This window comes from Mesorhizobium sp. M7A.F.Ca.AU.002.02.1.1 (assembly GCF_003998535.1).
Classification (GTDB): Bacteria; Pseudomonadota; Alphaproteobacteria; order Rhizobiales; family Rhizobiaceae; genus Mesorhizobium; species Mesorhizobium ciceri.
Window position 1 is genome coordinate 1 of sequence record NZ_RZPB01000022.1, and the last position, 22058, is coordinate 22058.

General features: G+C 60.7%; 21 protein-coding genes and 1 pseudogene. 9 read left to right on the forward strand and 13 right to left on the reverse strand.

What is annotated here, in order from left to right; all coding sequences use genetic code 11:
- A partial coding sequence (locus EN879_RS03035) for a radical SAM protein (RefSeq protein WP_127273941.1) occupies positions 1-1275 on the reverse strand: 1275 nt, incomplete at its 3' end.
- Positions 1272-1541 carry a hypothetical protein gene (locus tag EN879_RS03040; RefSeq protein ID WP_127224628.1) on the reverse strand — a complete coding sequence of 90 codons (270 nt, stop codon included), beginning with the start codon at positions 1539-1541 and terminating at the stop codon, positions 1272-1274. The genes EN879_RS03035 and EN879_RS03040, both read right to left, overlap by 4 nt.
- 542 nt (positions 1542-2083) lie before the next feature.
- Here EN879_RS03040 and EN879_RS03045 point away from each other — a divergent pair.
- Together EN879_RS03045 and EN879_RS03050 are read left to right on the forward strand one after the other, a co-directional pair.
- Positions 2084-2374, forward strand: a complete 291-nt coding sequence (locus EN879_RS03045) for a hypothetical protein (protein WP_063170754.1) — start codon at positions 2084-2086, stop codon at positions 2372-2374.
- A 153-nt stretch (positions 2375-2527) separates the two neighbouring features.
- Positions 2528-3121 (forward strand): SOS response-associated peptidase family protein, encoded by a 594-nt coding sequence (locus EN879_RS03050; RefSeq protein ID WP_063170755.1) that lies wholly within the window; start codon positions 2528-2530, stop codon positions 3119-3121.
- 236 nt (positions 3122-3357) lie between these two features.
- Here EN879_RS03050 and EN879_RS03055 read toward each other — a convergent pair whose 3' ends face one another.
- A complete protein-coding gene (locus EN879_RS03055) occupies positions 3358-7059 on the reverse strand; it encodes a DEAD/DEAH box helicase (protein WP_063170756.1) in 3702 nt (1233 codons plus the stop codon).
- Positions 7059-7943, reverse strand: a complete 885-nt coding sequence (locus tag EN879_RS03060; protein ID WP_245441364.1) for an aminotransferase — start codon at positions 7941-7943, stop codon at positions 7059-7061. Before EN879_RS03060 ends, EN879_RS03055 begins: the two co-directional genes overlap by 1 nt.
- Before the next feature lie 333 nt (positions 7944-8276).
- On the opposite strand from EN879_RS03060, the gene EN879_RS03065 reads away from it, so the two are divergent.
- A complete protein-coding gene (locus tag EN879_RS03065; protein WP_063170758.1) occupies positions 8277-9170 on the forward strand; it encodes a restriction endonuclease in 894 nt (297 codons plus the stop codon).
- Positions 9171-9815: 645 nt separating this feature from the next.
- Here the strand turns inward: EN879_RS03065 and EN879_RS03070 are convergent.
- From EN879_RS03070 to EN879_RS03080, 3 genes are read right to left on the reverse strand one after another with little or no spacing between them, the layout of a single operon-like run.
- Positions 9816-10601, reverse strand: coding sequence for a hypothetical protein (locus tag EN879_RS03070; protein ID WP_063170760.1), 786 nt, complete (start codon positions 10599-10601; stop codon positions 9816-9818).
- 49 nt (positions 10602-10650) lie between these two features.
- Positions 10651-11040, reverse strand: a complete 390-nt coding sequence (locus tag EN879_RS03075) for a hypothetical protein (protein ID WP_063170761.1) — start codon at positions 11038-11040, stop codon at positions 10651-10653.
- Positions 11037-11681, reverse strand: coding sequence for a PIN domain-containing protein (locus EN879_RS03080; protein ID WP_063170762.1), 645 nt, complete (start codon positions 11679-11681; stop codon positions 11037-11039). The genes EN879_RS03075 and EN879_RS03080 overlap by 4 nt, the downstream gene beginning before the upstream one ends.
- Before the next feature lie 174 nt (positions 11682-11855).
- On the opposite strand from EN879_RS03080, the gene EN879_RS39700 reads away from it, so the two are divergent.
- A complete protein-coding gene (locus EN879_RS39700; protein ID WP_244514435.1) occupies positions 11856-12095 on the forward strand; it encodes a hypothetical protein in 240 nt (79 codons plus the stop codon).
- Here EN879_RS39700 and EN879_RS39705 read toward each other — a convergent pair.
- The 4 genes and pseudogenes from EN879_RS39705 to EN879_RS03105 all read right to left on the reverse strand — a co-directional run.
- Positions 12086-12232: pseudogene (locus tag EN879_RS39705) on the reverse strand (transcription elongation factor); the annotation flags it as partial. The gene EN879_RS39700 and the pseudogene EN879_RS39705 overlap by 10 nt on opposite strands.
- A gap of 198 nt (positions 12233-12430) precedes the next feature.
- The gene (locus EN879_RS03095; protein ID WP_063170764.1) at positions 12431-15700 is read right to left on the reverse strand and encodes an error-prone DNA polymerase; all 3270 of its coding nucleotides are present in this window, start codon (positions 15698-15700) and stop codon (positions 12431-12433) included.
- Positions 15697-17220: a DUF6504 family protein gene (locus tag EN879_RS03100; protein ID WP_063170765.1), complete on the reverse strand. Its 1524-nt coding sequence runs from the start codon at positions 17218-17220 to the stop codon at positions 15697-15699. The genes EN879_RS03095 and EN879_RS03100 overlap by 4 nt, the downstream gene beginning before the upstream one ends.
- Positions 17132-17896 carry an ImuA family protein gene (locus tag EN879_RS03105; RefSeq protein WP_063170766.1) on the reverse strand — a complete coding sequence of 255 codons (765 nt, stop codon included), beginning with the start codon at positions 17894-17896 and terminating at the stop codon, positions 17132-17134. Before EN879_RS03105 ends, EN879_RS03100 begins: the two co-directional genes overlap by 89 nt.
- A gap of 564 nt (positions 17897-18460) precedes the next feature.
- On the opposite strand from EN879_RS03105, the gene EN879_RS03110 reads away from it, so the two are divergent.
- The 4 genes from EN879_RS03110 to EN879_RS03125 all read left to right on the forward strand — a co-directional run bounded on the left by EN879_RS03110 (position 18461) and on the right by EN879_RS03125 (position 20047).
- Positions 18461-19219, forward strand: coding sequence for a hypothetical protein (locus EN879_RS03110; RefSeq protein ID WP_127273942.1), 759 nt, complete (start codon positions 18461-18463; stop codon positions 19217-19219).
- A 114-nt stretch (positions 19220-19333) separates the two neighbouring features.
- Positions 19334-19531 (forward strand): hypothetical protein, encoded by a 198-nt coding sequence (locus EN879_RS03115; RefSeq protein WP_082826783.1) that lies wholly within the window; start codon positions 19334-19336, stop codon positions 19529-19531.
- Complete coding sequence (locus EN879_RS03120; protein ID WP_063170768.1) at positions 19532-19792, forward strand: hypothetical protein; 261 nt, start codon at positions 19532-19534, stop codon at positions 19790-19792. It begins immediately after the preceding gene.
- Between the two features lie 3 nt (positions 19793-19795).
- Positions 19796-20047 carry a hypothetical protein gene (locus EN879_RS03125; protein ID WP_063170769.1) on the forward strand — a complete coding sequence of 84 codons (252 nt, stop codon included), beginning with the start codon at positions 19796-19798 and terminating at the stop codon, positions 20045-20047.
- 8 nt (positions 20048-20055) lie between these two features.
- Here the strand turns inward: EN879_RS03125 and EN879_RS03130 are convergent, their stop codons facing one another.
- The gene (locus tag EN879_RS03130) at positions 20056-20283 is read right to left on the reverse strand and encodes a hypothetical protein (protein WP_063170770.1); all 228 of its coding nucleotides are present in this window, start codon (positions 20281-20283) and stop codon (positions 20056-20058) included.
- Entirely contained in the window at positions 20270-20536 is a 267-nt protein-coding gene (locus tag EN879_RS03135) for a DUF982 domain-containing protein (RefSeq protein WP_015314855.1), read from the reverse strand. The genes EN879_RS03130 and EN879_RS03135 overlap by 14 nt, the downstream gene beginning before the upstream one ends.
- Before the next feature lie 380 nt (positions 20537-20916).
- Between EN879_RS03135 and EN879_RS03140 the strand changes: the two genes are divergently transcribed.
- Positions 20917-21690 carry an HAD-IIA family hydrolase gene (locus EN879_RS03140; protein ID WP_063170771.1) on the forward strand — a complete coding sequence of 258 codons (774 nt, stop codon included), beginning with the start codon at positions 20917-20919 and terminating at the stop codon, positions 21688-21690.
- Positions 21691-22058: the final 368 nt, after the last annotated feature.

Sequence of the window (22058 nt, forward strand, 5' to 3'; positions counted from 1 at the left end):
GCACCAGGTCTCGTTGCGAACCAGATCAACGCGTCCGTCCCGCGACAGGTCATCGACGACGTCCGTTCCGCAGAAGGGTTGATAGACGCAGTGGATGCAGTCGGCGTCGAAGTTGTTGATCGACGCGTGGTTCAGGAGCCGAACTTTCGTCTGATCAAGACCTTCGGCAACTGTGCCAATCGACAGATCAACGCGTCCTATACGCGAAAGCATCCGAGCTTCGTCGGTAGGGTACAATTGCCCATCGTGATCGACGACGATATAGTCCGACGCGAAGAAATTTGGATTGCGCAGGTCGACGTGGTCATCGGCTCCCGATCTGAGAAACCGGCGCAAACACTGGCTGAAATAATACTCCTCGACAAATCGGCCGGTGCGGTGATTGCGGTCGATAAGGGAGTCGATGAAATCAGAGTGAAGCGCATTCCATTTGGCTATTGAATTTGGATCGCGCTTTCGACGTCGTGCGAAACCTTGGTGATTTATCGGCCGCAGATAGATCGATCTTATTCCGTGAAGCTCGAAATTATCGACGAGGTCTGTGAAATCTGGCGGTCGGTCTACGTCTATCGTCGGCAAGGCTGAAACCCTGCCGGGGCCAAGGCGACGCACGGCCTCTGCCAGGTTGCCAAAGAACGTGTCGGTAACCAGAGGATCATGCGTACGCTGACGCGTGTGGGTCTCGTGATTTCCGTCCAACGAGGTGCTGACGAACGTGTCCGGCTGGTCAAGGAAAGTCCACTCTTGGTCGCCCAAGCGCTGCAAATTTGTGCAGACAACAAACTGGCTATTCGGAAACTTTGAGCGGGTGAAAGCGCGAACCTGCTCGAGCAGATCGATCCGAAGCAAGGGTTCTCCACCCTGAAACTCGATCTTGATCTCCGGACCCTTCATCGCGTCGATGAAGTCGAGCACGGCCTTCAATGTTTCAGCGTTCCAGTCGAAGCCCTGTGCGGATTCCGGGGCGCGCGAAACCTGGCAATAGCCGCACGTCAAATTGCAGCGGAGTGTGGGGACCAAGATAAGGTAGGAGAGGTCTTGCTGCTTCGACTGCCTCCGTGCCCATCGATAGGCAAATGACATCCAGTCAGGATCGCCTTCGCGTTCGAACGTGTGACCGTTTTCGCGAAGAAAATGCCGATCGACAACCGACAAAGCGCCGCCTGTGTACCTCTCTAGAAAGTCACGATCTGCTGCGAAGAATCCACCGGCATCATCGGTGAAAAGAAGTTCGCCGTTTGGACGCTCTCGAAACTTAAGTGGCCAAACGTTCATTTCGCAGTGACCGCATTGATCAGCGCCTGGCGAAGCGGCAGGGTCTCGACGTAGATCTTTTCTCGATAAACGGTATGCAGAATGCTCTTGCGCACCTTATCCAGATGGTCCGGCGGAAGAGAAGCTATCTCTATGCCCTCACTTGATACTGAAAAGCCAAGCGACGGATACTGGGCTTGAACGCGCAGCAAAGCGCCTTCCACAAAACTTCGAAAGCTCTGTGGAATTTCGATTGTAATCCGCTCTAGATTGCGTCCGTCCACCACACAGAGGCCCCCCCAGCCTCTCGCCACTATACTTAAGATTCTCGGTTTTGACATCAACGCAATTCGATCTGGGTAAATTTGCGAGTCGATCGTGTCGGACTGAATTGCTTCATATGCTGTGACCACCAACCGGTTGGCCCTTGGCAAGCTGAGATGGCCGGGTGTTGACCGATTGATGCCTCGAATAACCGGTCCTTTGAGAGGGCCGCTTTGACAACCGTCTCGGCGGGCGAGTGACCAGCGGGGCTTGCGGATTCGCTGCGATTCCGCAATCCTAATGAAATGCGACGTTTGTCTATTGGGTTCGTGCTGGCTCTGGCAAAAGTACGAGTGGCTGAAAGGCCTTCAGCGAGTGCGGAGCAGTGGAAACCGCTATCGACGGCCGCGGCAGCCGCGACGACTATCCCCGAGTTGTACTACCCGCTAGAGATGTTGGAACGCTGGCGCGAAAACACGAGGCGAGCTAGGGAGCACGCCTCCGCCTACATTACAGCGGAGCTGGAAAAGAAAAAGGGGCGCAGAGAACGGCGCCACAACCGACGATGACGCGCCTGTCCTTTGCTGAAGAGCTTGAAAGCGCCGCGGATCGCATTGCCAACATGTCGCGACCGGATCTGCAGATCATCCTTCGTCGCGCGGCTTTGATGCTCAGGAACGTTGCCGGCGTGTCCTTAGAGCCAGCGACCGAGGACGCGCTCAACAGTACAGCGGCGGGTATGAAAATAGGCCGATCGGACGTCATACAGATTGTGTTGCGCGAGTGGCTGGAGACGAACGCGTATCTGCCGGTATGTGCGGTCGACGAGGAGAGCGACACAGACGGCAGCGCTTAGCCGTGGATGAATTCCATCGTCGCCCTTCAATCACAGGATCGATGCCGGGCCCGGAATCGGCAATTCGATGAGTACAGGCGATGGACGCTGGCGCGGCCGCTAAGCCGCGCTATTTGGCATAACCTCGCAACCGACGGAACGCGTGGGGCAGCTATGTGCAATGATTACGAGCAGCATATCGCCTGGGCAGAATATTGCCGGATGATGCAATCGCTGGCGCTCGACATTCCCACCCATCAAACTGAACTGGATCTGCTGCAGGCGGATGACATCCGCATCAGTGACCCCGCCCCGATCATGTGCGCCGCCGGCGACACGATCGAACTCACGCGCATGACCTTTGCCTTTCCGCCCTCCGGGCCAAAAGGCGGGCCGGTCTTCAACTTCCGCTCTGACGGACGGAGTTTCTCCAACAGCAAGCGCTGCCTTATTCCGGCATCAGCTTTTTTCGAATTCACCGGGAAGAAGTCTCCAAAGGCGAAGCATCGCTTCACGCTCAATGGCGCTCCCTTCATGGCGATCGCCGGCCTGTGGCGCGATGGCGAAGGCAACAATCCACCGACATTCGCCATGCTGACGACAGAACCCGGGCCGGATGTAGCGCCCATCCACAATCGCCAGATTGTGGTGCTGCGCCCGGAGGACTGGGCGGCATGGATACACCTCACGAAACCGGAGGGCGAGCTCTTGAAGGCCCTCCCGGCCGGGTCGCTGGCGGTAGAAACCGTACGAGAAGGGAGCGACTGACTCGGCTATTCTTAACGTCAACGGGGCATTCATCGACCCAAGGGGTATATGGGACAAAGTAACCTTTCACCTGTCCGGTTCTGAGCCTCAGCAAACCCTCCGACGTGAAGCCAGCATGACTGCTTTGCGCCCAACGTCGGCCGTTTGCCTCCATCTGCCTAATTTCTGCAAGCGGACGTTCTCCTGGGCTCTCAGGCCTTGGACGCTGACTTCGACAGGCTCTCCTTCATCTTGCGCTAGTATGTACGGGTAACTTCGACGGCAGGCCGGGTTACGACCATGAAATCGTGCCCATCGGGACGGGCGGTCAGCAATGCCGCAGAATAAGGGGATTGGGCAACGGAGTATCCTGCCGCGTCTATCCATTCGATCCCATCGGCTCCGACAATTGGACGAACGTCATAGGATTCTCGTCGCCCATCCACATGCGTAAGCTGAGCCGCACTTCCCCGCACTATCTCGACGGCATCTCTCTGTGCCGCAAGCGACCTTTGCCACGCCAGGAAGCATTGCGGATCTATCAGCGTCTCGGCGTTGAGATAGAGCCCCTCCCCTACAAGCCACGCTTCGAACTCGGGACGCCGGGCAACGGCTTCTTGACGCGTTCGCGCCAGCCCTTGCGCAAGTGCGAAGGCGACGAATGGATCGAGCGTTCCCCAACGCAGCAGCTCGCGAAACCAGAAACCGATCCAAGGCAGGCCGCTGGTCGCGCGCCAGGTCTCGAGGGTCGGCGTTTCCAGCGTACCGGCCTTGTCACCCCAGGCCTGCGCCACCGCCGCGCCGACCGCGACCCCAAGCTTGAATTCAACATTCTCAGCCACGAACCGCTGCCACGCCCGGAGGCGCTCGGCGTCCGGCGCAACCGCGCCTGGCAATTGCATCCACCATCCAAGGACGCCGCGCCAGTTGGCCAGAACCAGCTGGTCGCCGACCGTGTCGCGGACCCGAAAGCCGATCCCGGGCTCGGCGCGCACCCGTTCACCCAGCCGGACTAGCAAAGCGAAGCGCTGCTCAGCCGTCCATGTCCCATACTCAGCAGCCGCTTGTAGCTCCGAGATCAGCTGCGGCGCGACCAGCTCGAAACGACGTCCGATGTAGGGCGTGAAGCCATACTGGTAGAGCCGGCGCCGTTGCTGGGGATCAGGGTAGAGCCGCTCGACAAATGCCCGCCCGCGCTTGATGAAACTGGCCTCCAGCCACGCCTCCTCGGCTGCGGCGACCCGGGCGAATGTGCGTTGCCAGAGGTCGCGCAGGAAGGCTTCGGTTCTCGCACCATCGATGCCCACCAGCTCAATTCGCGTCAGCTCCTCGCTGGCGGCGAGAAGAAACCCATCGAGCTCATCGAGGCTGTCGCCAAGCTGGTCAGCCGTCGTTCGCGACACCACACCTAGGTTGGCGCCGGCCGCTTCGGGCAGCGTCACTTCCAGCCAGGCGAGGAACTGATCGAGGTTCTGCAGCCCGAACTGCGCCGCAGCCTTCACCCAGATCGAACGCAACAGTACGACCAGCGGACTGTGGACGACACCGGCTGTATCCTCAGCCTGTAGCCGACCAAGCAGGTTATTATAGTCCTGTGCCGCCGTCTGTATTTGATTCAGCTGCTCGTTGCGGTGGCTCGGCGCCGTGGTTGAAGGCGCCTCGGGCACGGCTACCAGCGTCATGCCCTCGATTGATTCAGCCGCCCCCGGCCGCCCGGCTCGACCTGCTAGGTTACGGAACTCCGCAGTCGACATCGGCACGACAATCGCTTGTTGCGCCTGCGCATCGAAGCTCCTTCTCTCGAGGCTGGTCAGGAATATGATGTCGAACGGCAGGTTCACCCCTTCCGTGAGTGTTGCCGTCGCAAGTGTGACCGGACAGATTCTACGGTCGATGAGATCCGTCATCAGCCGCCGCAGGCGTTGTGGCATCTGGCCATGGCTTGTCGCGATGCCGTGGTCGATCAGCCGCACCTCAAACGACCCCGCACCGCAATAGTCGATGCAGGCTGCGCGGGTTTCCTGGAAACGCGCTTGTCCATCCGGATCAGCCGGGGGCACGAACTGCGGCACATTCTGCCAGCCCGGTAGATCGAAAGCCTCGGCGTAGCGCTTCATGAGCCGTTCGGGTGACTGGGCCACGGATATCAACACCCGCCGGTTGCCTTCGAGCAGATGCAGCGCAGTCCACAGCACATAGAGCTGATTGTAGTGCGGCAGGCTGTTCCGGATGATCGGTGCGGGGAGCGGCATCAAAGGGATGCGCAGTGGCAGATAGACTGGAGCATCACGCCCGCGAACGTAAAGCATCTGCCCGTTCATAATATCGAGCACGGCTTCCGGTGCACGTCGGGTGTCCACTCTTAGCCCGCCTATCAGCTGTCGGCTGCTGCGATAGCTGAGCCCAACTGGCGTCGCGTCTAGGCGGCCTTCTATCCATTGGGCGACAGGGAGCGCTGCGCCGCCCGCCACCGCCGTCAACGCGATCCGCGCCATGTCGGGCTTGATCGCCAGCAAACGCGAGACCATCGACTCAAGTCGCATCGCGCGACTGCTGTGAGACGCAAGCGCTTCCTGCGCACTGGCGTCGACCTCGCTGACAACCTGATGCGCCTCGTCGATGATGAGGAGACGCAGCCGCTGGACAAGCAGATGGCCCACATAGCGCATCAGCGCTTCTGCCTTCTCGACGGTCGCGATCAACACGACGGGACGATCAGCGGTCAACCAATAGTCTGTAATACCCCAATCCGCCCCGCCATAGAGGCCAGTCACGATTAGGTCGTTCCCCAGCTCAGCCGTCAGCTTTGCTTCCACCTCGCTCGCCAGGGCCCGCGATGGGACAAGATACAGCGCCAGCGGCGCTTGTCCCGGCTGGGCATCGACGAGAAGTAGCTCCTTCACGATCGCCATATTCGCGACGAGCGTTTTTCCCGATCCGGTCGGCGTACAAAGCGCGAAGCTGTCGCTCGCAATCAGGCGCTCCAGACCCTGGACCTGCGACGTCCACAAGACGCCCCGACCCCGGGCGAACTGTTCACGAGCGAACCGCCACATGCGAGGCTGTAGCTCGGGCGCCCGCTCGGCGAGCCGCGCTACGCGGCGATGGAGGCTGTTGGCCGCAAAGCGCCCTGCTGTTGCCTCGATAAGGTTGATCAGGATCCATAGTTCATCGCTCGAGAGACGGGTCGCCAGTGCGCTGAGGCCAGATAATTTGGTGATTGCCTGTGTGAGCCTGTCCTCATTGCCACGGCGCAGGCTGTCGCCAATGAGACCGACGGCCCGCACCAGCTCGACCACCACATACCACCCGATCTTGCTCTCGGTGCGTGGCGCCTCGCCGACGTGTGGATCGCCCCCCGCGAAGGCGGCCTGAGGACCGTCTTCGGCGGGATCGTCAGTCTCGGTATCCGCCTCATCTTCAGCGGCCAGCAATGGGCCCGAGCCGTCGCGGCCAGTGAGCGCCGCGTTGTCAGCCCAAAAGGCCGCAGTACGCGCGAGCAGACGCTCGAAATCTGCGCCAAGGAAGGCTGCGAAGATCTCGGCGACGCCACCACCGTAGCGACCCTGGCGTAGCAGGCTGGTCGCCATCGCCGGCAGCCCGGCCAGCTGGTACGCGCCGGCGGCAAGCAGGCCGACTGGCACATCGCGTGTCACCGGATCGGAGGATCGCGCGAGCCATTCGAGCAGCTCGGCCGCGCGACGATAGCAGCTAAGCGATTCCGGCGAGTCCTCACCATCAATCTCACGGAAGATCCCGGCGCCATGCAGAAGTCGCCGCGCATCATCGAACTGCTCATGCGATTCTCGCGGCCCCCACGCGATCGGCGGCACCAGCCACGAGGTTTGCAGGCTTCGGACGAACAGACGTGCCTGCGCGGGCGTCAGCTCATTCTCGGCGCCGCGATCGGAGCGAATGTTCATTGCGAGGGCGCGCCGTTGCTCGTCGAGCCGCGCCATCAGGGATTGACCCAAAGCGAGCGATAGAGCCGCTCGATGAGGTCGACGCCCCCCTCGACAACCAGCTCGATCACTTGGAGTGGCCGTCCTGCGGTGTATTCCACTGGCGGTGCGACGCCCGGCAAATAGGTATCGCCGGGATTCCGTCTAGCGGCCTTGTTCCCCGCCACAAATACCAGATCGGTTCGCGGAAGAGGGGTAGCGCCTATCAGCAGAGCGCGATCAAGCGACACGATCGCCTCAGCATACTGCTCGCGCGCCTTCTCGCACAGCAGGCGGTGCATCTGCTCCAGGCCCTGCGGCGCCGTCAGACCGCGGTTCAGCTCATTCCAGACGCCATCATTGGCACGAACACGAGCGTCCGCCGGGCCGGTCCAACTGCCGAGCATCATCTCGTCCATCACGCTTGGCGTAAGCGAAGCGCGCCATTTGGCCTCGCCGGCTATGAACCGCACCACTTGGCCCGTGGCCGGATCGATCCCGAGCGCGATGAAGTCGTTGCCATGACGGCCGGAGATTTCCCGGACGCGCGCCGGATCCCGCGCCAGATCGAAGATATAGGCCTCGACCTCCGCATGGTAGCGGAACAAGAAGATCGGGATCGACCATTGGTGGCCGCCGATGAACTGGTAGGCCTGGGTCATGAGCCCGGCCATCACCTCGCCGAACAGCCCTTTCTTGGCGGTGGCGGGCAAACAATTTGGATACTGCGCATTGCCACCTGGGCCGTCGGCATCGGGATGCAGGTCTATTCGGGCGGCACTGTGAAACACGTCACGCGCGTCGAAGTGCGCGGATTCGAAATAGGGCCGCAGTTCAGCGACGACATCATCATCGATCGGCGCCGCCTGCTCGAACAGCAGATGTCCGTAATTGCCATTCACCCGCGCAGCTCCGCGCAGCCAACGGTTGAGGAGCGGTATTGGCGGGGGACAGTTATGAAGCATCTGTGTTGGCACTCACTAGGTTGAGGTCTGCGCGATGTTCAGTATCGTGTGTTGGACCATGCGCAACGCTTGATTATTTTTCGCCTTAAAAACGATGAAAGGGTTCATAGTCAGGCTCTATTATCAAGTGCCGGTGCCGACAACGGACATGTTGCGCGGATTGCGCGCGGCGTCGCTGACTCCCAAAGCGCTGGCCACTCTTTTTACGGAATTGCATGCGAGCCTACAGCTCGCCAAATTAGCCTGCAGCAAAAGTGACTGGGCGAATCGATGGCGCAACTAACAACCACTGACATGGCGTTGATTGACAACATCTTTGGGATGTACGGGGGCTACGTGCTGGACTTCAGCAACGACCGGTTCGCAGCGTTCTTCAATCGTGATCTTAAGATCGACATCTACCACGACCGCTACGCAATACATGGAACGTCCAAGGGGAAGCACTTCCGCGCCTTTCTCGAAATAGCGCCCAGTACCGAGGTAGTGCGGACGCTCACGGCCCTGTGGGAGTATCGCGAAGCGGGCATGCTTGACCGCGGCGAGGCCGAGACCGTGTACAATGCTCGGCAGCGCCTAGGCAACCTCCTGGTCAAACTTGGGGGAAAACCGCTGCCGACCGATCCGAACGCCGCGCCACCGCCACCACCGATGCCTGAGCCGAAGGGGCCGAGCGATGCCGTAATCGCAGCTATGGAGCAGGAATTCCTGGCGATGACTGCGATGGACGAGGCGCCGCAGAAGCGGGGCTACGCGTTCGAGCGCTTTCTCAAACGCTGGTGCGACATGTGGGGCTTGGATGCCCACGCCTCTTTCCGCACTGTTGGAGAGCAGATCGACGGCTCGTTCCAGCATGACAGCAGTACCTATCTGGTCGAGGCCAAGTGGCAGACGCGCCCGGTCGATGCCGCGATGCTGCATGGCTTTCAGGGGAAGCTGCTTGAGCGCCCGGATTGGACAAGGGGCCTCTACGTCTCGTATGGCGGCTTCTCGGGCGAGAGTTTCGACGCCTTCACCGCACGCCGCTTGATCATGATGGACGGAACCGACATCTACCACGCACTCAATCGGCGGCTCGACTTAGGGGAGATCATCCGCAAGAAGGCGCGCCATCACTCTGAGCGACGACAGCCGTTCGCCCGAGTGACCGACCTGTTCCGGGCGTGAGGTGAGACGATGAAGCTGTTTGCCACCTGCGTCTGGGGCTTTGGCTTCTCGCGAGCGCCGCTCGCCACCATGAAGGGGCACGTCGATCGACTGCACGGTCTCGCGTACCGAGGCGATTGCGTAGCGTTGGTAGGCACGCAGACTGATAGCAATGTCATGGAGCGCCGACCCGCCCTGCGGATGACGATGTTGACACTTGGCACCCCACACTTCCAAGATCCGCGTTTGGCATCGACAGCGGAAGGACCGCTTTAGATGATCTCGTCCCGTTAGCTGTCGGTCTATCCGGCCCAGATCTGTCGATCAGGAATGCGCCCAAATTTCGGTCGGCAGAGACAGGCGGCCCGCATGCCAGGAGGGGACGTTCGCGCCGCTTGATTTTGGCAGGCATCGAGATTCCATTCGCGGACGCTAAGTCGTGGTAGCAAGCGACGTTCGAACTCGATGCAGCAGACCTAGATGCTCAGAGTCACGAGCCCGCAATGCGATCACCTAGCCGCTTTCGGACAGCCTCTCGTAGTTGAACCTTGCCAATGTCGTCCAGGATGGAGGCGGGGACCCGCTTGCGGTTGGCACCAGATAGCCATTGCCCAATACCAGCTCAACCTGCCATAGCTCCTAGGCCGCTGCCACAGTGTTGATGCCTTAAATCGAGTATGGATCGGCCGCAGTCGCGGCAGCCAGGGCAGGCTTCCAAAAGGCATGCGCCTCACCCATCCAGATCTCCTCCCTTTCCTTGAAATCGAGGTTGCACCCCCGAAACGCAATGCACGCATGCGAGACAAGATCCGACGCAATATCGAGCAGGAGAAATAGCTCGTTGTAGCGATTGGCGTTCCAAACCCGCGGTTCGGCGTAAAGGTGCGCGACGTGGTCATCACGGAAAACACCCAACGCGGCTGCTGCGCGTCGACCAAGAGGCGATGTCAGGCGGCGTGCAGTATCGTCGCAGCGATGCAAAGCCGCCATGCAATCGCCTTCCCACATCTTCGACATGCCGAGAGAATTTCCATCCCAGCCTGTCGACGCTCGTTCGACCAATTTGGCACGGCAACGTTTCTGCCTGAGCAGATGAAGGAACACTGGGATTGAAGCCAGGTCGCTGCGGTTGAAGGCCGTCACCTCGGACTTTCCCTGACGGCCGCGCGGCCTCTCGAATAGCTTGCAGAGCGACAGGATTAGAGCTGTCTGCGTGCTGTTTCGAAGCACATTGTAGCAGTTGGCACCATCAAACGTTTGGCCGTGATAGTCGGCCATCACGATAGTGTTTCCGACCTCAAGCGTCGCCTTCGCCCAGATCGCGCCCCTTATCTCACTTTCGAGGGCCTTCAGCATAAGGTCGAGCCGACACATGGCGTCGGAAACGGGCACCGGTTTGGAGCGATTTGCTTTTCTCTTCTGGCTCCCAGCCACCTCGACCTCGATCGCCATTCGAATCTAGCTGGACCAGCCAGACGTATCATCTACCTTCTTCATTGCGTCACGTGTCCAACATGTCCCATTCGTTGCCGAGCACCCAGCGCAAAGCCGAGAGTTTGCCGTTGAGCATACCCCATTCGAAATCGTCCCAAGGACCAAGGTTATCCGAGCCAACCTCATCCTCAGTTCGCTTGGCTGCTTCAAGCGCTGCGGCCCACGTGTCGCGCGTCATCAGGGATGTGACCGGGCGCTGCGTCAGGTCGATCGCATCTACCAACTTGGTCTCACCGGTGCTGACTCGACGCCGCAGATTCTGGTGGCGATTATACCAAACCTGCCGAAACAGCAGATGTTCGGCTTCGAGCAATTCTGACAACTTCCGAGGCTCCTCATAGAAGTCATCTCCGAAAGTGTACTCGTCGAGGATGCTTTCGTCGACATCGCGGATCACGTCGGCGATCTGGGTCGAGTAGGTGGATCTCTGGTCGGCGAAGTGCGGTTCGAGGTCGGGGTGGGGCATCTGCTTGTCGCCGGCACCGCGGAAAAGTCGTTGGTGTTGGTCGTGACGAAGACGAATTGACTGTCCGGCGCGCCGTCCGCCGCCATGGCCTCGAGATAAGCCTCGAGGATTATGGCATCGGCGATACTGTTCTTGGTCTGGTGACACGGCGCCGCACGCGTAAGCGACCGGTCGGCGGCCTTCAGCTTAACGCTGTCGGTCACGGCGATCACTGGTGCCTTCGCCATTAACTCCGTGATCCGCGTTATCACCTTCTCACCGGTGTCTGCGGTGAGCGCCAGCTTGTGGTCGATGGCGCTGACAGCCTGCAGTGCCTGCTCGCGCTCGGCCTCGCTGTCGATCTGCGACAGCGCTTCGCGAAAACGTTTCACGGTCCCGACTAGCGTGGTCTTTCTGGCGTCCTTGACCCTGTCCTTGTTCCTGTCGAACTCGAACACGATCTGTTCTGGCATGATCAGCGAAATGGCTTCGACGGCGACCAGGTCCTCGATCGCGGTGAGCACCGGATCGAGACGGGCGTTCTTTAGGATGTCCAACCAGACGCTGCTGTCTATGAGGATGCGTATAGTCATTACCTGGCTGCGCCTTCCCGTTGCCGACCAAATGCTGTCACAGGTTTCGGTGAATCTCATATGCCCCTGCTCGTGTCATCCGACTTGAGTCCGCTTCTGGCGACCAACGGCCTGACCTAGATCAGACAACGCCGTCGTTCGGGTCGGACTCAGGGGGTTTGTCGAAAGGAATTCGTGCACGGCCTTCAATTTGCCGAGCAGTTCGTCGAAAGTGATGACTACGACTTCGCGCTGGTTTCCTCTGAACAGTTCGAACGACTGCCTCAGCCACTTGTCTTGCGGACTGGTGCCAATGATGAGAAAGCACGGAACGGACCAAGCGTCGATGTGCATGTTGTCGTCGATCGACCGTTTGATATGGATGTTAGCGACAAGGTTGTAGCGCTGCTCAAGTACCTGATTCACGCCACCTGAGCGCGAGCCAATTCAATCTGCAGCATCCTGAGACCCGCCTCCGTGACGAGGTTAATCCGATCGGAGATAGGGCGAGCCGGCAAGATGGTTTCCGACGCGGCGTCTGCACTTTCCTACTTAGCAAATGCTACGCTCAATTGTTCGGGTCTCCTATCAGACTCTTGGATGCCGGTGGCGTCATCATGTCCAGGGTCGCCGTCCATGATGAACCCGTCCATGATGGGACGTCTCTGTCGGCCGAGCCCTTAGGAACAAGAGACTGGCGTGCCTGCGTCTTCAAGGTTCAAGTGCTCAACCTAGCCAGAGCCACCCCCAGCCGATTTCCGCGCTCAGAACTATTTGAAATCCCGTGTCCTCACCTTGATCTGGTCAATATGCAGATAGGGATCGATGATATTCCTCGGCCGCGGCCCTTTCGGCAGTCCGCGCGGGTCGGGCGTCGGGCTGCCGTGATGAAACTCGTCACCGCGCCCATGCGGCAGGGGGAAGGCAGCATCCCGATCACCAACGCTAGCCAGATCGGCGGAAAGATCGCTCAAACGGTGAGCGACGAGATGGACCACCTCGCCTTCGCGCTGAATCCGCCCATGGACGCCGATCATGCCGGCGCCGAGCACGACCCTGCGATATTTTTCGAACACCTTGACCCACACAACCAGGTTGGCGATCCCGGTCTCGTCCTCGATCGTGATGAACATCACGCCCTTGGCTGAGCCAGGCCGTTGGCGAACCAGCACGAGCCCGGCCGCCTCCAGCCATTGTCGGTCACGCGCCTGCATTGCTTCTCGACAAGAGACGATGCGCTTGCGGCGCAGATCGGCGCGCAGGAACGAAACAGGATGCTCGCGCAGAGTCAGCCCGACATGTCCGTAGTCTTCGACGACCTCGCCGCCTGATGTCATGGCACGCAGCGTAACGCTGGGCTCCTGGATCTCCGGCACCGTCCGCTGCTCGCGCGCGGAGGCGGCAGCAAACAGCGGTAGCGGCTCGTCGCGTAGGGCCTTGATCGCCCACAAGGCCTCCCGCCTCGCCAACGACAATGAAGGCTGAAACGCGTCGGCCTGGGCGAGTTCAACCAGCGAGGCGGCGGGAACACCGGCTCGATGCCAGAGGTCGTCTACGGACACAAACGGTTGATCGGCTCGTGTGGTGACAATGGTCGCCGCATCGGCATTGGCCAGGCTGCGGACCATCCGCATGCCGAGGCGAACGGCAAACCGATCTTCTTCGTGCTCAGTGGGCTCCAGCGTACAGTCCCAGCGTGAAGCGTTGACGCAGACTGGACGCACCTCGACGCCATGGTCGCGGGCATCGCGAACGATCTGCGCCGGCGCGTAGAAGCCCATCGGCTGAGCATTGAGGAGAGCGGCGCAGAAGACATCGGGGTGATGGCATTTCATCCAAGAGGAGGCGTAGGCGATCAGCGCGAAGCTCGCGGCATGGCTTTCGGGAAAGCCGTAGCTGCCGAAGCCTTCCAGCTGCTTGAAGGTCTTTTCGGCGAACTCGCGCTCATAGCCGTTTTTCACCATGCCGCCGATCAGCTTGGCGCCGAAGCTGGAGACGCCACCAGTGTGTTTGAAGGTCGCCATGGCGCGGCGCAGCTGATCGGCCTCGCCTGGCGTGAAGCCGGCGCATTCGATCGCCACCCGCATTGCCTGTTCCTGGAACAGCGGCACGCCCAGCGTTTTTCCGAGCACCTTTTCGAGCTCAGGCTTGGGATAGACCACCTCTTCCTTGCCTTCACGCCGGCGCAGATAGGGATGCACCATGTCGCCCTGGATCGGCCCTGGCCGCACGATCGCTACCTCGATCACCAGGTCATAAAAGGTCCGCGGCTTGATGCGCGGCAGCATCGACATTTGGGCGCGGGATTCGATCTGGAAGGTGCCCAGCGTATCGGCCTTGCGGATCATGGCGTAGGTGCGCGGATCCTCTGCCGGGATCGTTGCGAGATCGAGCGTGATGCCCTTGTGTTGCGACAGGAGATCGAAGCCACGCTTCATGCAGGACAGCATGCCGAGCGCCAACACGTCGACCTTCATGAACTTCAGCGCATCGATGTCGTCCTTGTCCCATTCGATGACCTGACGATCCTTCATCGCGGCTGGCTCGATCGGCACCAGATCGTCCAGCCGATCGCGGGTCAGGACGAAACCACCGGGATGTTGCGACAAATGCCGCGGCGCGCCGATCAACTGCCTGGCCAGATCAAGCGCCAGACGCAGCCGGCGATCGCCGAGATTGAGGTTCAGCTCCTCGGCGTGCTTGGGTTGGACGCCTTCGTCCGACCAGCCCCACACCTGCGACGACAGCATCTTGATCAGGTCTTCAGGCAGCCCGAGCGCCTTTCCGACATCGCGCAGGGCGCCTTTGGAGCGATAGCGAATGACGGTAGAGCACAAAGCCGCGTGTTCACGGCCGTAGGTGTCGAACACCCACTGCATGACGATTTCTCGCCGATCATGTTCGAAGTCGACATCGATGTCGGGTGGCTCGCGGCGCTCTTCCGAGACGAAGCGTTCGAACAGAAGATCGTTGCGGTCGGGATCGATCGACGTGATGCCCAGGACATAACAGACGGCGCTGTTGGCGGCCGACCCCCTGCCCTGGCAAAGGATGTCCTGACTGCGGGCAAAGCGAACGATCGCATTGACCGTCAGAAAATAGGGCGCGTATTGCAGCTTCTCGATGAGCTGCAATTCATGCCTGAGCGTGCCGACAACCTTGTCCGGCACACCTTCGGGAAAGCGCTCCTTCGCGCCTTCCCATGTCAGTTTCTCCAAGGCCTGCTGCGGTGTCAGACCCGGCAGCATGCGCTCCTCGGGATATTGATAGGCAAGCTCGCCCAATGAGAACCGGCAACGCTCGGCGATTTCAAGCGTCCGCGTAAGCGCCTCGGGGTAGCGACCAAAAAGCCGTGCCATTTCGTCCGGCGGTTTCAGGTAGCGGTCGGCATGCCGCTCGCGGCGAAACCCGGCATCATCGATCGTGACATTGTGGCGGATGCAGGTGACGATATCCTGCAGAATGCGCCGTGATGGTTTATGGAAAAGGACATCATTGGTGACGACCGTTAGCACGCCGGCCTGTCCGGCAAGATTGGACAGATCGTGCAGCCGCAGCGCGTCATTGGGACGGCGCCGCAGCGTAAGCGCCATGTAAGCCCGATCGCCAAATGCCTCGCGCAGCCGCCGCAGCCACATCGAGCATGTGTCGTCGGCCTGGTCGGGGACGAGCACCGCAACAAGGCCTTCGCCATAGGCGACAAGGTCGGCCCAATGGAGCATGCATTTCGCCTTGCCGCCACGCTTCTTGCCCAGCGACAGCAAGCGGCAAAGCCGTGAATAAGCCGCGCGATCGGTCGGATAGACCAGGATGGAAATCTCTTCCGCCAGATCCAGCCGGCAACCGACGATCAGCCTGACACCGGTTGCCTTGGCGGCCTCATGCGCGCGGACAATGCCGGCCAGACTGTTGCGATCACAGATGGCAAGTGCCGGCATCTCCATGCATGCTGCTTGGGCAAACAATTCCTCGCAGGAGCTAGCGCCGCGAAGGAAGGAGAAATGCGAGGTGCATTGCAATTCGACGTAGGAAGCCGTCATCCAAAAATGCCGTGCAGAAACCACAAATGGGAACCGGTCGCGGCATCCTCGCCATCGCCTGCGCGATAGATCCAGAACCGCTCGCCGGCTTCATCTTCGACCTGGAAATAGTCGCGCACGGCGGCAAGCTCGGCATCGCGCTTCCACCACTCGCCGAAAACCCGCTCAGGACCATCGGCGCGCTTGACCCGTCGCCGGATGCCTCTCCAGGTAAAGCTCGCCGGCGGATGATCGGGCAGTAGCGCTATCGCCTCGATTAGCTCTGGAACGGCAAACAAGCGGGCCGGACGCGGCCAATGGTCTGGCCATGCCTGGCCAGTTTCGGCTGAGGCGGGGGCCACCCGCCGGAATGATCGCTCGGGCACGTCGCTGGCCACCGGGGCAAACCGATAGAGCCTCTCCTCGCCGACACGATTGCCGAGGATGTCGATCAGGTCTGAGATGTCCGCGTCCTGTTGCTCGATGAGTGACGAAATGGTCTGCCTGGGTGTCAGCGGTTCGGCCACAGGTGCGGACAAGCGCATCAACTCGATCCCGAAGCCCGGATCGACCGTCTCGATCTTGTCGCAGAGCAACCGCGTCAGCCGCTTCACATCGCGGACAGGCAAGGCCATGCCGACGCGAACGGCTTCGATGCGGTTATCGACGCGGTAGAGCAGCAGGTCGAGCCGCCGTGCGCCGAGGCCTTTGCCCTCCAGTTCGGCACATAGCGCTTGAACAAGCTTGCCGACATAGCGCGCGATTGTCTCGGCCGCACCAATCGGCTCGCCAAAGGCACGTTTGACTTCGACCACATCCGCTGACCGCACCGGCTCTATCGGCTCGGCGAGGCGTCCAGCAGCCTGGTCAAGGCGGCGGCCGAGTTCCGGCCCGAAGCGTAACGTCAGTGGCGCGCGCGGCTGCTGCAGAAGCTCGCCTACCCTGTCGAAGCCGAGAACCTGCAAACCCCTGACGATTGCGTCGGGCAACCGCAGTGCCGCGATGGGCAGTGGAAGAATCGCATCCTGGGTTGCGTTGATGGCGACCACGCTGACGGTCTGCTTGACGTAACGCGCAACAGCGTAAGCAGCACCCCAGCTATCCGCTATGGCTGCGCGCGCCGAGAAGCCGACCTGGCTGAGACGTTCGACCATATCGGCCAGCATCAACTGTTCGCCGCCATGAAGGTGGTCGGCGCCTGTGGTATCCATGACCAATCCGTCCCGAGGATCCACAGCGACGATCGGCGCGTACCGCCGCAATGCCCACAGGGCCAGCCGCTCCAATGCCTCAGCGTCTGCCTCGGGTTCGGCATCCATGACCGCCAGCCCCTGAACGAGCGCCTGTGCCTTCGTTGCCGGCATTCCCACCCGCAGGCCCGCTTCCACAGCCGCGCGATCTGTTGCTACCACCAAGCGACGGTTGCCTTGCTGCCCGACCAGCACCAAGGGTCTATCCGGTGGCGGCGAGACGTCGCCCAATTTCCTTCTGAGCCGGTCGGTCGACCACCTTGGAAGGAAGAGCGAGACGACCCTTTGCATCACAAGCCTCCACTTCGATATCGAGCGTTTCCCCTCCACGTGATCGGATCAATTCAAGTTGCCATCGTGCCCGGCCGACGCCTGGCACGGGAAGCGGTCGCGACGGCAAGACAGAAACCCGCCAGCGCGTAACAGACGCCGTCGGCTGCCCGAAATCGGCGGCTTCGGTCTGGCGGCGCCAGCGGCGGATGGCGATGCCCATCGCGCCGGAGCCTTCCGATGCGAGCTGCAAACGTCGCGAGGCCGTCATCGACAGCCGGGCAACTTCGGCAACCACAGCGCCAAGCCCCACATGCCGCAAACCTTCCTCGAAGCAGGCGAGCAAGGATTTGTCGTCACCGGCTTCGACATAGATCACTCGGTCGGGGTGAAGTCCGACCTGGGCGATTGCCGGCGCAAACAGATCCTGGCGCGTCACGCACCACAGCACCTTGCCTTGCGTTCTGGCCGCAATACCCGCCGCAAAAAGCGATGCGGCGGCGCCATCGATGACGCCGTTGCCGCCGCCGGCAACTTCATGGAGCGCGCCAAGAGCCACACCGCCCCCTGGCAGATGGCTGTCGATGGCAGTGACGCCGAAGGGGAGCACCGCTCGTTCGCGCGTATTGCCGCCTTCGAGACGCGCAATGCGCTCTCGCAGATCGGTAATGGCAGCGTTTGGCGCCGATGCACTCATCTGTCCCCTGAACGCGAAATGCCGATGGTATGTTCCTCATTTGTTCTCTTCCTAATAAAGAGTCAATGGCACGGCGAGGTGGCGCTGCGGAAGAAAGGTTTGGAGCGACCACTGCCTGGTGACGCCGATAGAGTCGTTTACCGACAGCACGATACGGTCGAAGGCCACGATAGCCCGCTGGGCGTCGCGCCGGCGACTGCCGGCGGCCAAAGGAAAAACGGCGCATAAACCGCAGTCCTGCGCGCGTCCGCAAATGCGGACATTGTCGCGCGCAGGACGGAGGACATTCGCCCCCGCCGCGGGCGGTTAACAGGACAGCCGTAGGAGCGTCAGCATAGCGCCGGCCGCAGGACGGGACGCGGGACCGACTGTCCCCGTCCGCGGCGGTCCGCATCTTGATCGGCGATGGAAGCAGTTGCCTTGGAAACGGGATCATGCGTCGATCATTGTCCAGTGGGCTATCGCGTTGAAAAGACAGATCTTATTCTTGTGTCGGCAACAGCCTATTGACTCCAATGTTCTTATTTTGTTCACTGTCAACACGATTGGCACAGGAGGCGAACCATGGAACTTCGCTTGAACATTGAAGGTGCAACGTCCAAAGAACTGGCACGCGGTGTCGCGGCAGCCGAAGCAGTTTTCGCGCGAGCCGGCATAACGGCCTTGCAAGGCGCGGAAGGTTTGTTCGCGTTGGAAGGGTGGGATATCAAAGGCTTTCCGGAAGACGACAAACCTACCGAGGATGAGGACCGAGCGGCCATAATCTGGGAAGAAGCCGACGAAGCTGCGACAATTGCATGTTGTGCGGGCTGGACGGAGGACACAATTCCGCGCCATCAGGTCATGGAACTGATCGACGTTCCCCGAACGAGATTGCAAGCCGAGGCGCTTCCGGACACGTGGCCGGCGCGCAAACAGCTCTATCCTGACGTCGTCAAACGGCTTGAGGTCACAGCTGGCCCGGACCGCCAGATTGATTTCGATATTGCCTTCGTTCTTGGTTGGGTGCCCGAGCGGCCGACGCTGGATCGGGTCGAGCCGCTTTCGGAAGATGGCGACCGTATCCCCTTCTTCACCAGCGACCTTGCCCAGGTGGAAGAAATGGCCCGCAAGGCGCTCAAGGACTGGACGATCGAGGTTGAGCGAGATCCTTGCGACGCTCACGTCTTCAACCCGGCAGCCGGGGATGATGATGATGACGAATTGCGCATGGCGGCGTGGCGCGACTTCGACGGTTCCTTGCTTATGGAGAAGCCGCCTGCAAATCCTGCAATCGCACTGACCCTGGCGATGATGCGCGGCCAGTCGATGCATTTCGAATAGTGGTGAGCGGGTTCATGGCCGCCATCATCTGTCGATCGCGCTTGGCCACTTCAGTTCGCACGGCCGGATGGCCGAACTGCCGACAAGCCCACACCGCATCTGAGGAGAGAGACCATGTCAGAAAAACCACCCTATATGCCGACCGGCATTGGAATGGGCATGATGAGCGACGCCGAGACCAAGGTCGGCGTTCTGATATTCGAAACGGTGCAAGGTAACTTCGATTTCGCCGTCAATCTGCAGGCTGTCGATGTCCTCACCAAGGCAATCAACAAGATCGAGATGCATCTCCGCTCCGGCAGGACGCACTGAGTGTCCGACGATGTGCCAGATCAGAAAAAGCCGAAGCTGATCGTTGTCGTCGCGTTCGACCGCGGCGAGGATGGCGACCTGTTCACCGCATACGGCCCGACCGACCAGCAAAGCGAAGACCGCGCGATCCGCACGGCAAAGGCGCTGGCTTCAAACCACGTCGGTGTCATAGCATGGAGTCGCGACGCCGACCCGGCGCTTGGCGACTATGGGCCGCCGACAGTGCTGTTCACCAACGGCGAAGTGCCGGACATGGAGTGAAGAATGATCGATTCGCCCAGACACCAGGATGACCATGACTACGCGGACCGCGCGCTAGACTGCCAGGAGGCCATGGAGCCCGGCTTTCAGGCGATCCTCGATTGCATGTTGGAGGTGGGCTGGACGCGGGGTGAGACATTGCGGGCGCTGAAGCGGCTCATTGCCGCCGACAACATGACCCAGAAAGAGAATGCCAAGACGGAAGCCGAGCTCGCGATCGCACGAGCTATGGTACGCGCCGGCAAGCCGCTCTAGCCTGTTAGCTACAGTTTGCTGACCCCAGCTTCATCGACCTCCGCTTCCATCTGATCGCCGACGGGCTCGGCCTTGCCGGCACCCTGGATGGACTGGCCATCGAAGCCCTGCAACCAGGCGTCGGCATATTCCCTCCAGAACTCCGGCACGACCCGCTCCCTTCCGTCCTTGCGCGCTTGCACCCCATAGAGCCAGGCATATCCGACGCGCTCCTGATCCTTCTTAGCCACGGCCATAATCGTCCTCGCGCAAGATGTCTGCGTCAGCCGCGGCCTTCACGAACGCCGCCCTTGCCACGCTGGCTTCTTTGATCCCGTCCAAGACCGCCAGGCAGGCCCTTCGAGCGGCCACATGGCTTTTCCCCGTCACCGCCGGCCAACGATTGAGAAGCACATCGGCCGCCTGCGCCACGCGCTCAACCTTGTAGATAGTGTTGCCCGACCGGCCTAACGCGACCGAAACGGGCATATCGAAACGCTTGTCTTGCATCACGCCACCCAGAGCTACTCGAACCCGATTCAAGCATCGGCGCGCGATTCAGTTCCGCGTGGCACCCCGGAATGCCGCCCGCACTGTTGGCGACGGCTGCGACCATGATCGCGAAATACCGACCTTGGCTGCATCCTCCATCGCCCGGTCGGCAAGATCTGTCAGCAGGGAAGGATCAGTTAAGGGACATTCGGGCCGTGCGATGGACCCTTTTGCACGCCGCAATGTCCTAATTGCCCCACCAGCGATCCCATGCCGTTCCCACACTGCTCTCGGTGCGTACATTGCCCGCGCAAACATCTGGAAAAGGGAACAACGCACGTGACCCAGAACCGACTTATGCCATGCGTCCATCCAACAACATCAGGGGTCGAAGTCTGATGATCGTAGCGCACCTGCTCGATATGGACGGGGTTTTAGTCCGCGGCGGCCAGCCGATTGCAGGCTCGATCGACTATGTCGCCGGGCTGGTCTCAAACGGCAAGCCGTTTCAGATCTTCACCAATAACTCCCGCTTCACGCCGGAGGATCATGCCGAACGTTTGAGGGCGGTTGGCTTCCTCGTTCAGCCTGAGCACATCTACACATCGGCGCTCGCCACTGCGCGGTTCGTGGAGCTGCAAAAGCCCGGATCATCCGCGTATGTCATCGGCGACAACGGACTGGTCGAGGCCCTTCGGCACGCAGGCTGTCGGATCACGCAGTTTGCCCCGGATTTCGTGGTCCTCGGCGACACCACTTCGTACCACTATGAGCAGATCGCCGCCGGCGCCGAGCTTGTGGCAAAGGGCGCGTGGTTTCTCGCCACCAATCCGGATGCCACCGGCCCGACCGAGCGCGGCTTCCATCCGGCCTGCGGCGCGGTCGCAGCCCTGATCGAAAAGGCTACCGGCCGTCAGCCCTATTTCGTCGGCAAACCGAACCCGTTCATGATGCGAAGCGCGCTCGACCGCCTAGGAGTTAGCGCAGCCGATACGATCATGGTCGGAGACAGAATGGATACGGACGTTGTCGCCGGATTGGAATCGGGTCTGAAGACAGCCCTTGTTCTTACTGGGGTGAGCACGCGGGCTGACATGGAGCGATTTCCATTCAGACCGGACCACGTGATCGACCGCCTCGCCGATCTTGGCGAGATCCTCAAAAAGGAATGAACATGTGGAAACGACGCGCACTGGTGCCTACCCGGTCGGTCGCAATCTCTTTGTGGGCTTCCGTTGTCCCGGACCCGTCGAGCGCACCCGACAGGATTCGAACCTGCAACCCCCGCCTTCGGACGGCATCGGCTAACCTCTGTCTCGAAATTGGAAAGTTTTGCACTAAGCCGCGTGCCTCCGATAGCAGAAGAGCGCCCCCTCAATAGTGGGTCTTGCGATGTAGCGCTCTTCCGACTCGAACGCCAAGATAAGGGCATCGATCAAAGTCGCAACACTGCAGATCCAGACCCACCAGTTTCCTTCATCAGCGCGCGCAATTCGGCTGGAGGCTCAAGGCAGCAAGTTCGGAAGGCATGCAATAACCC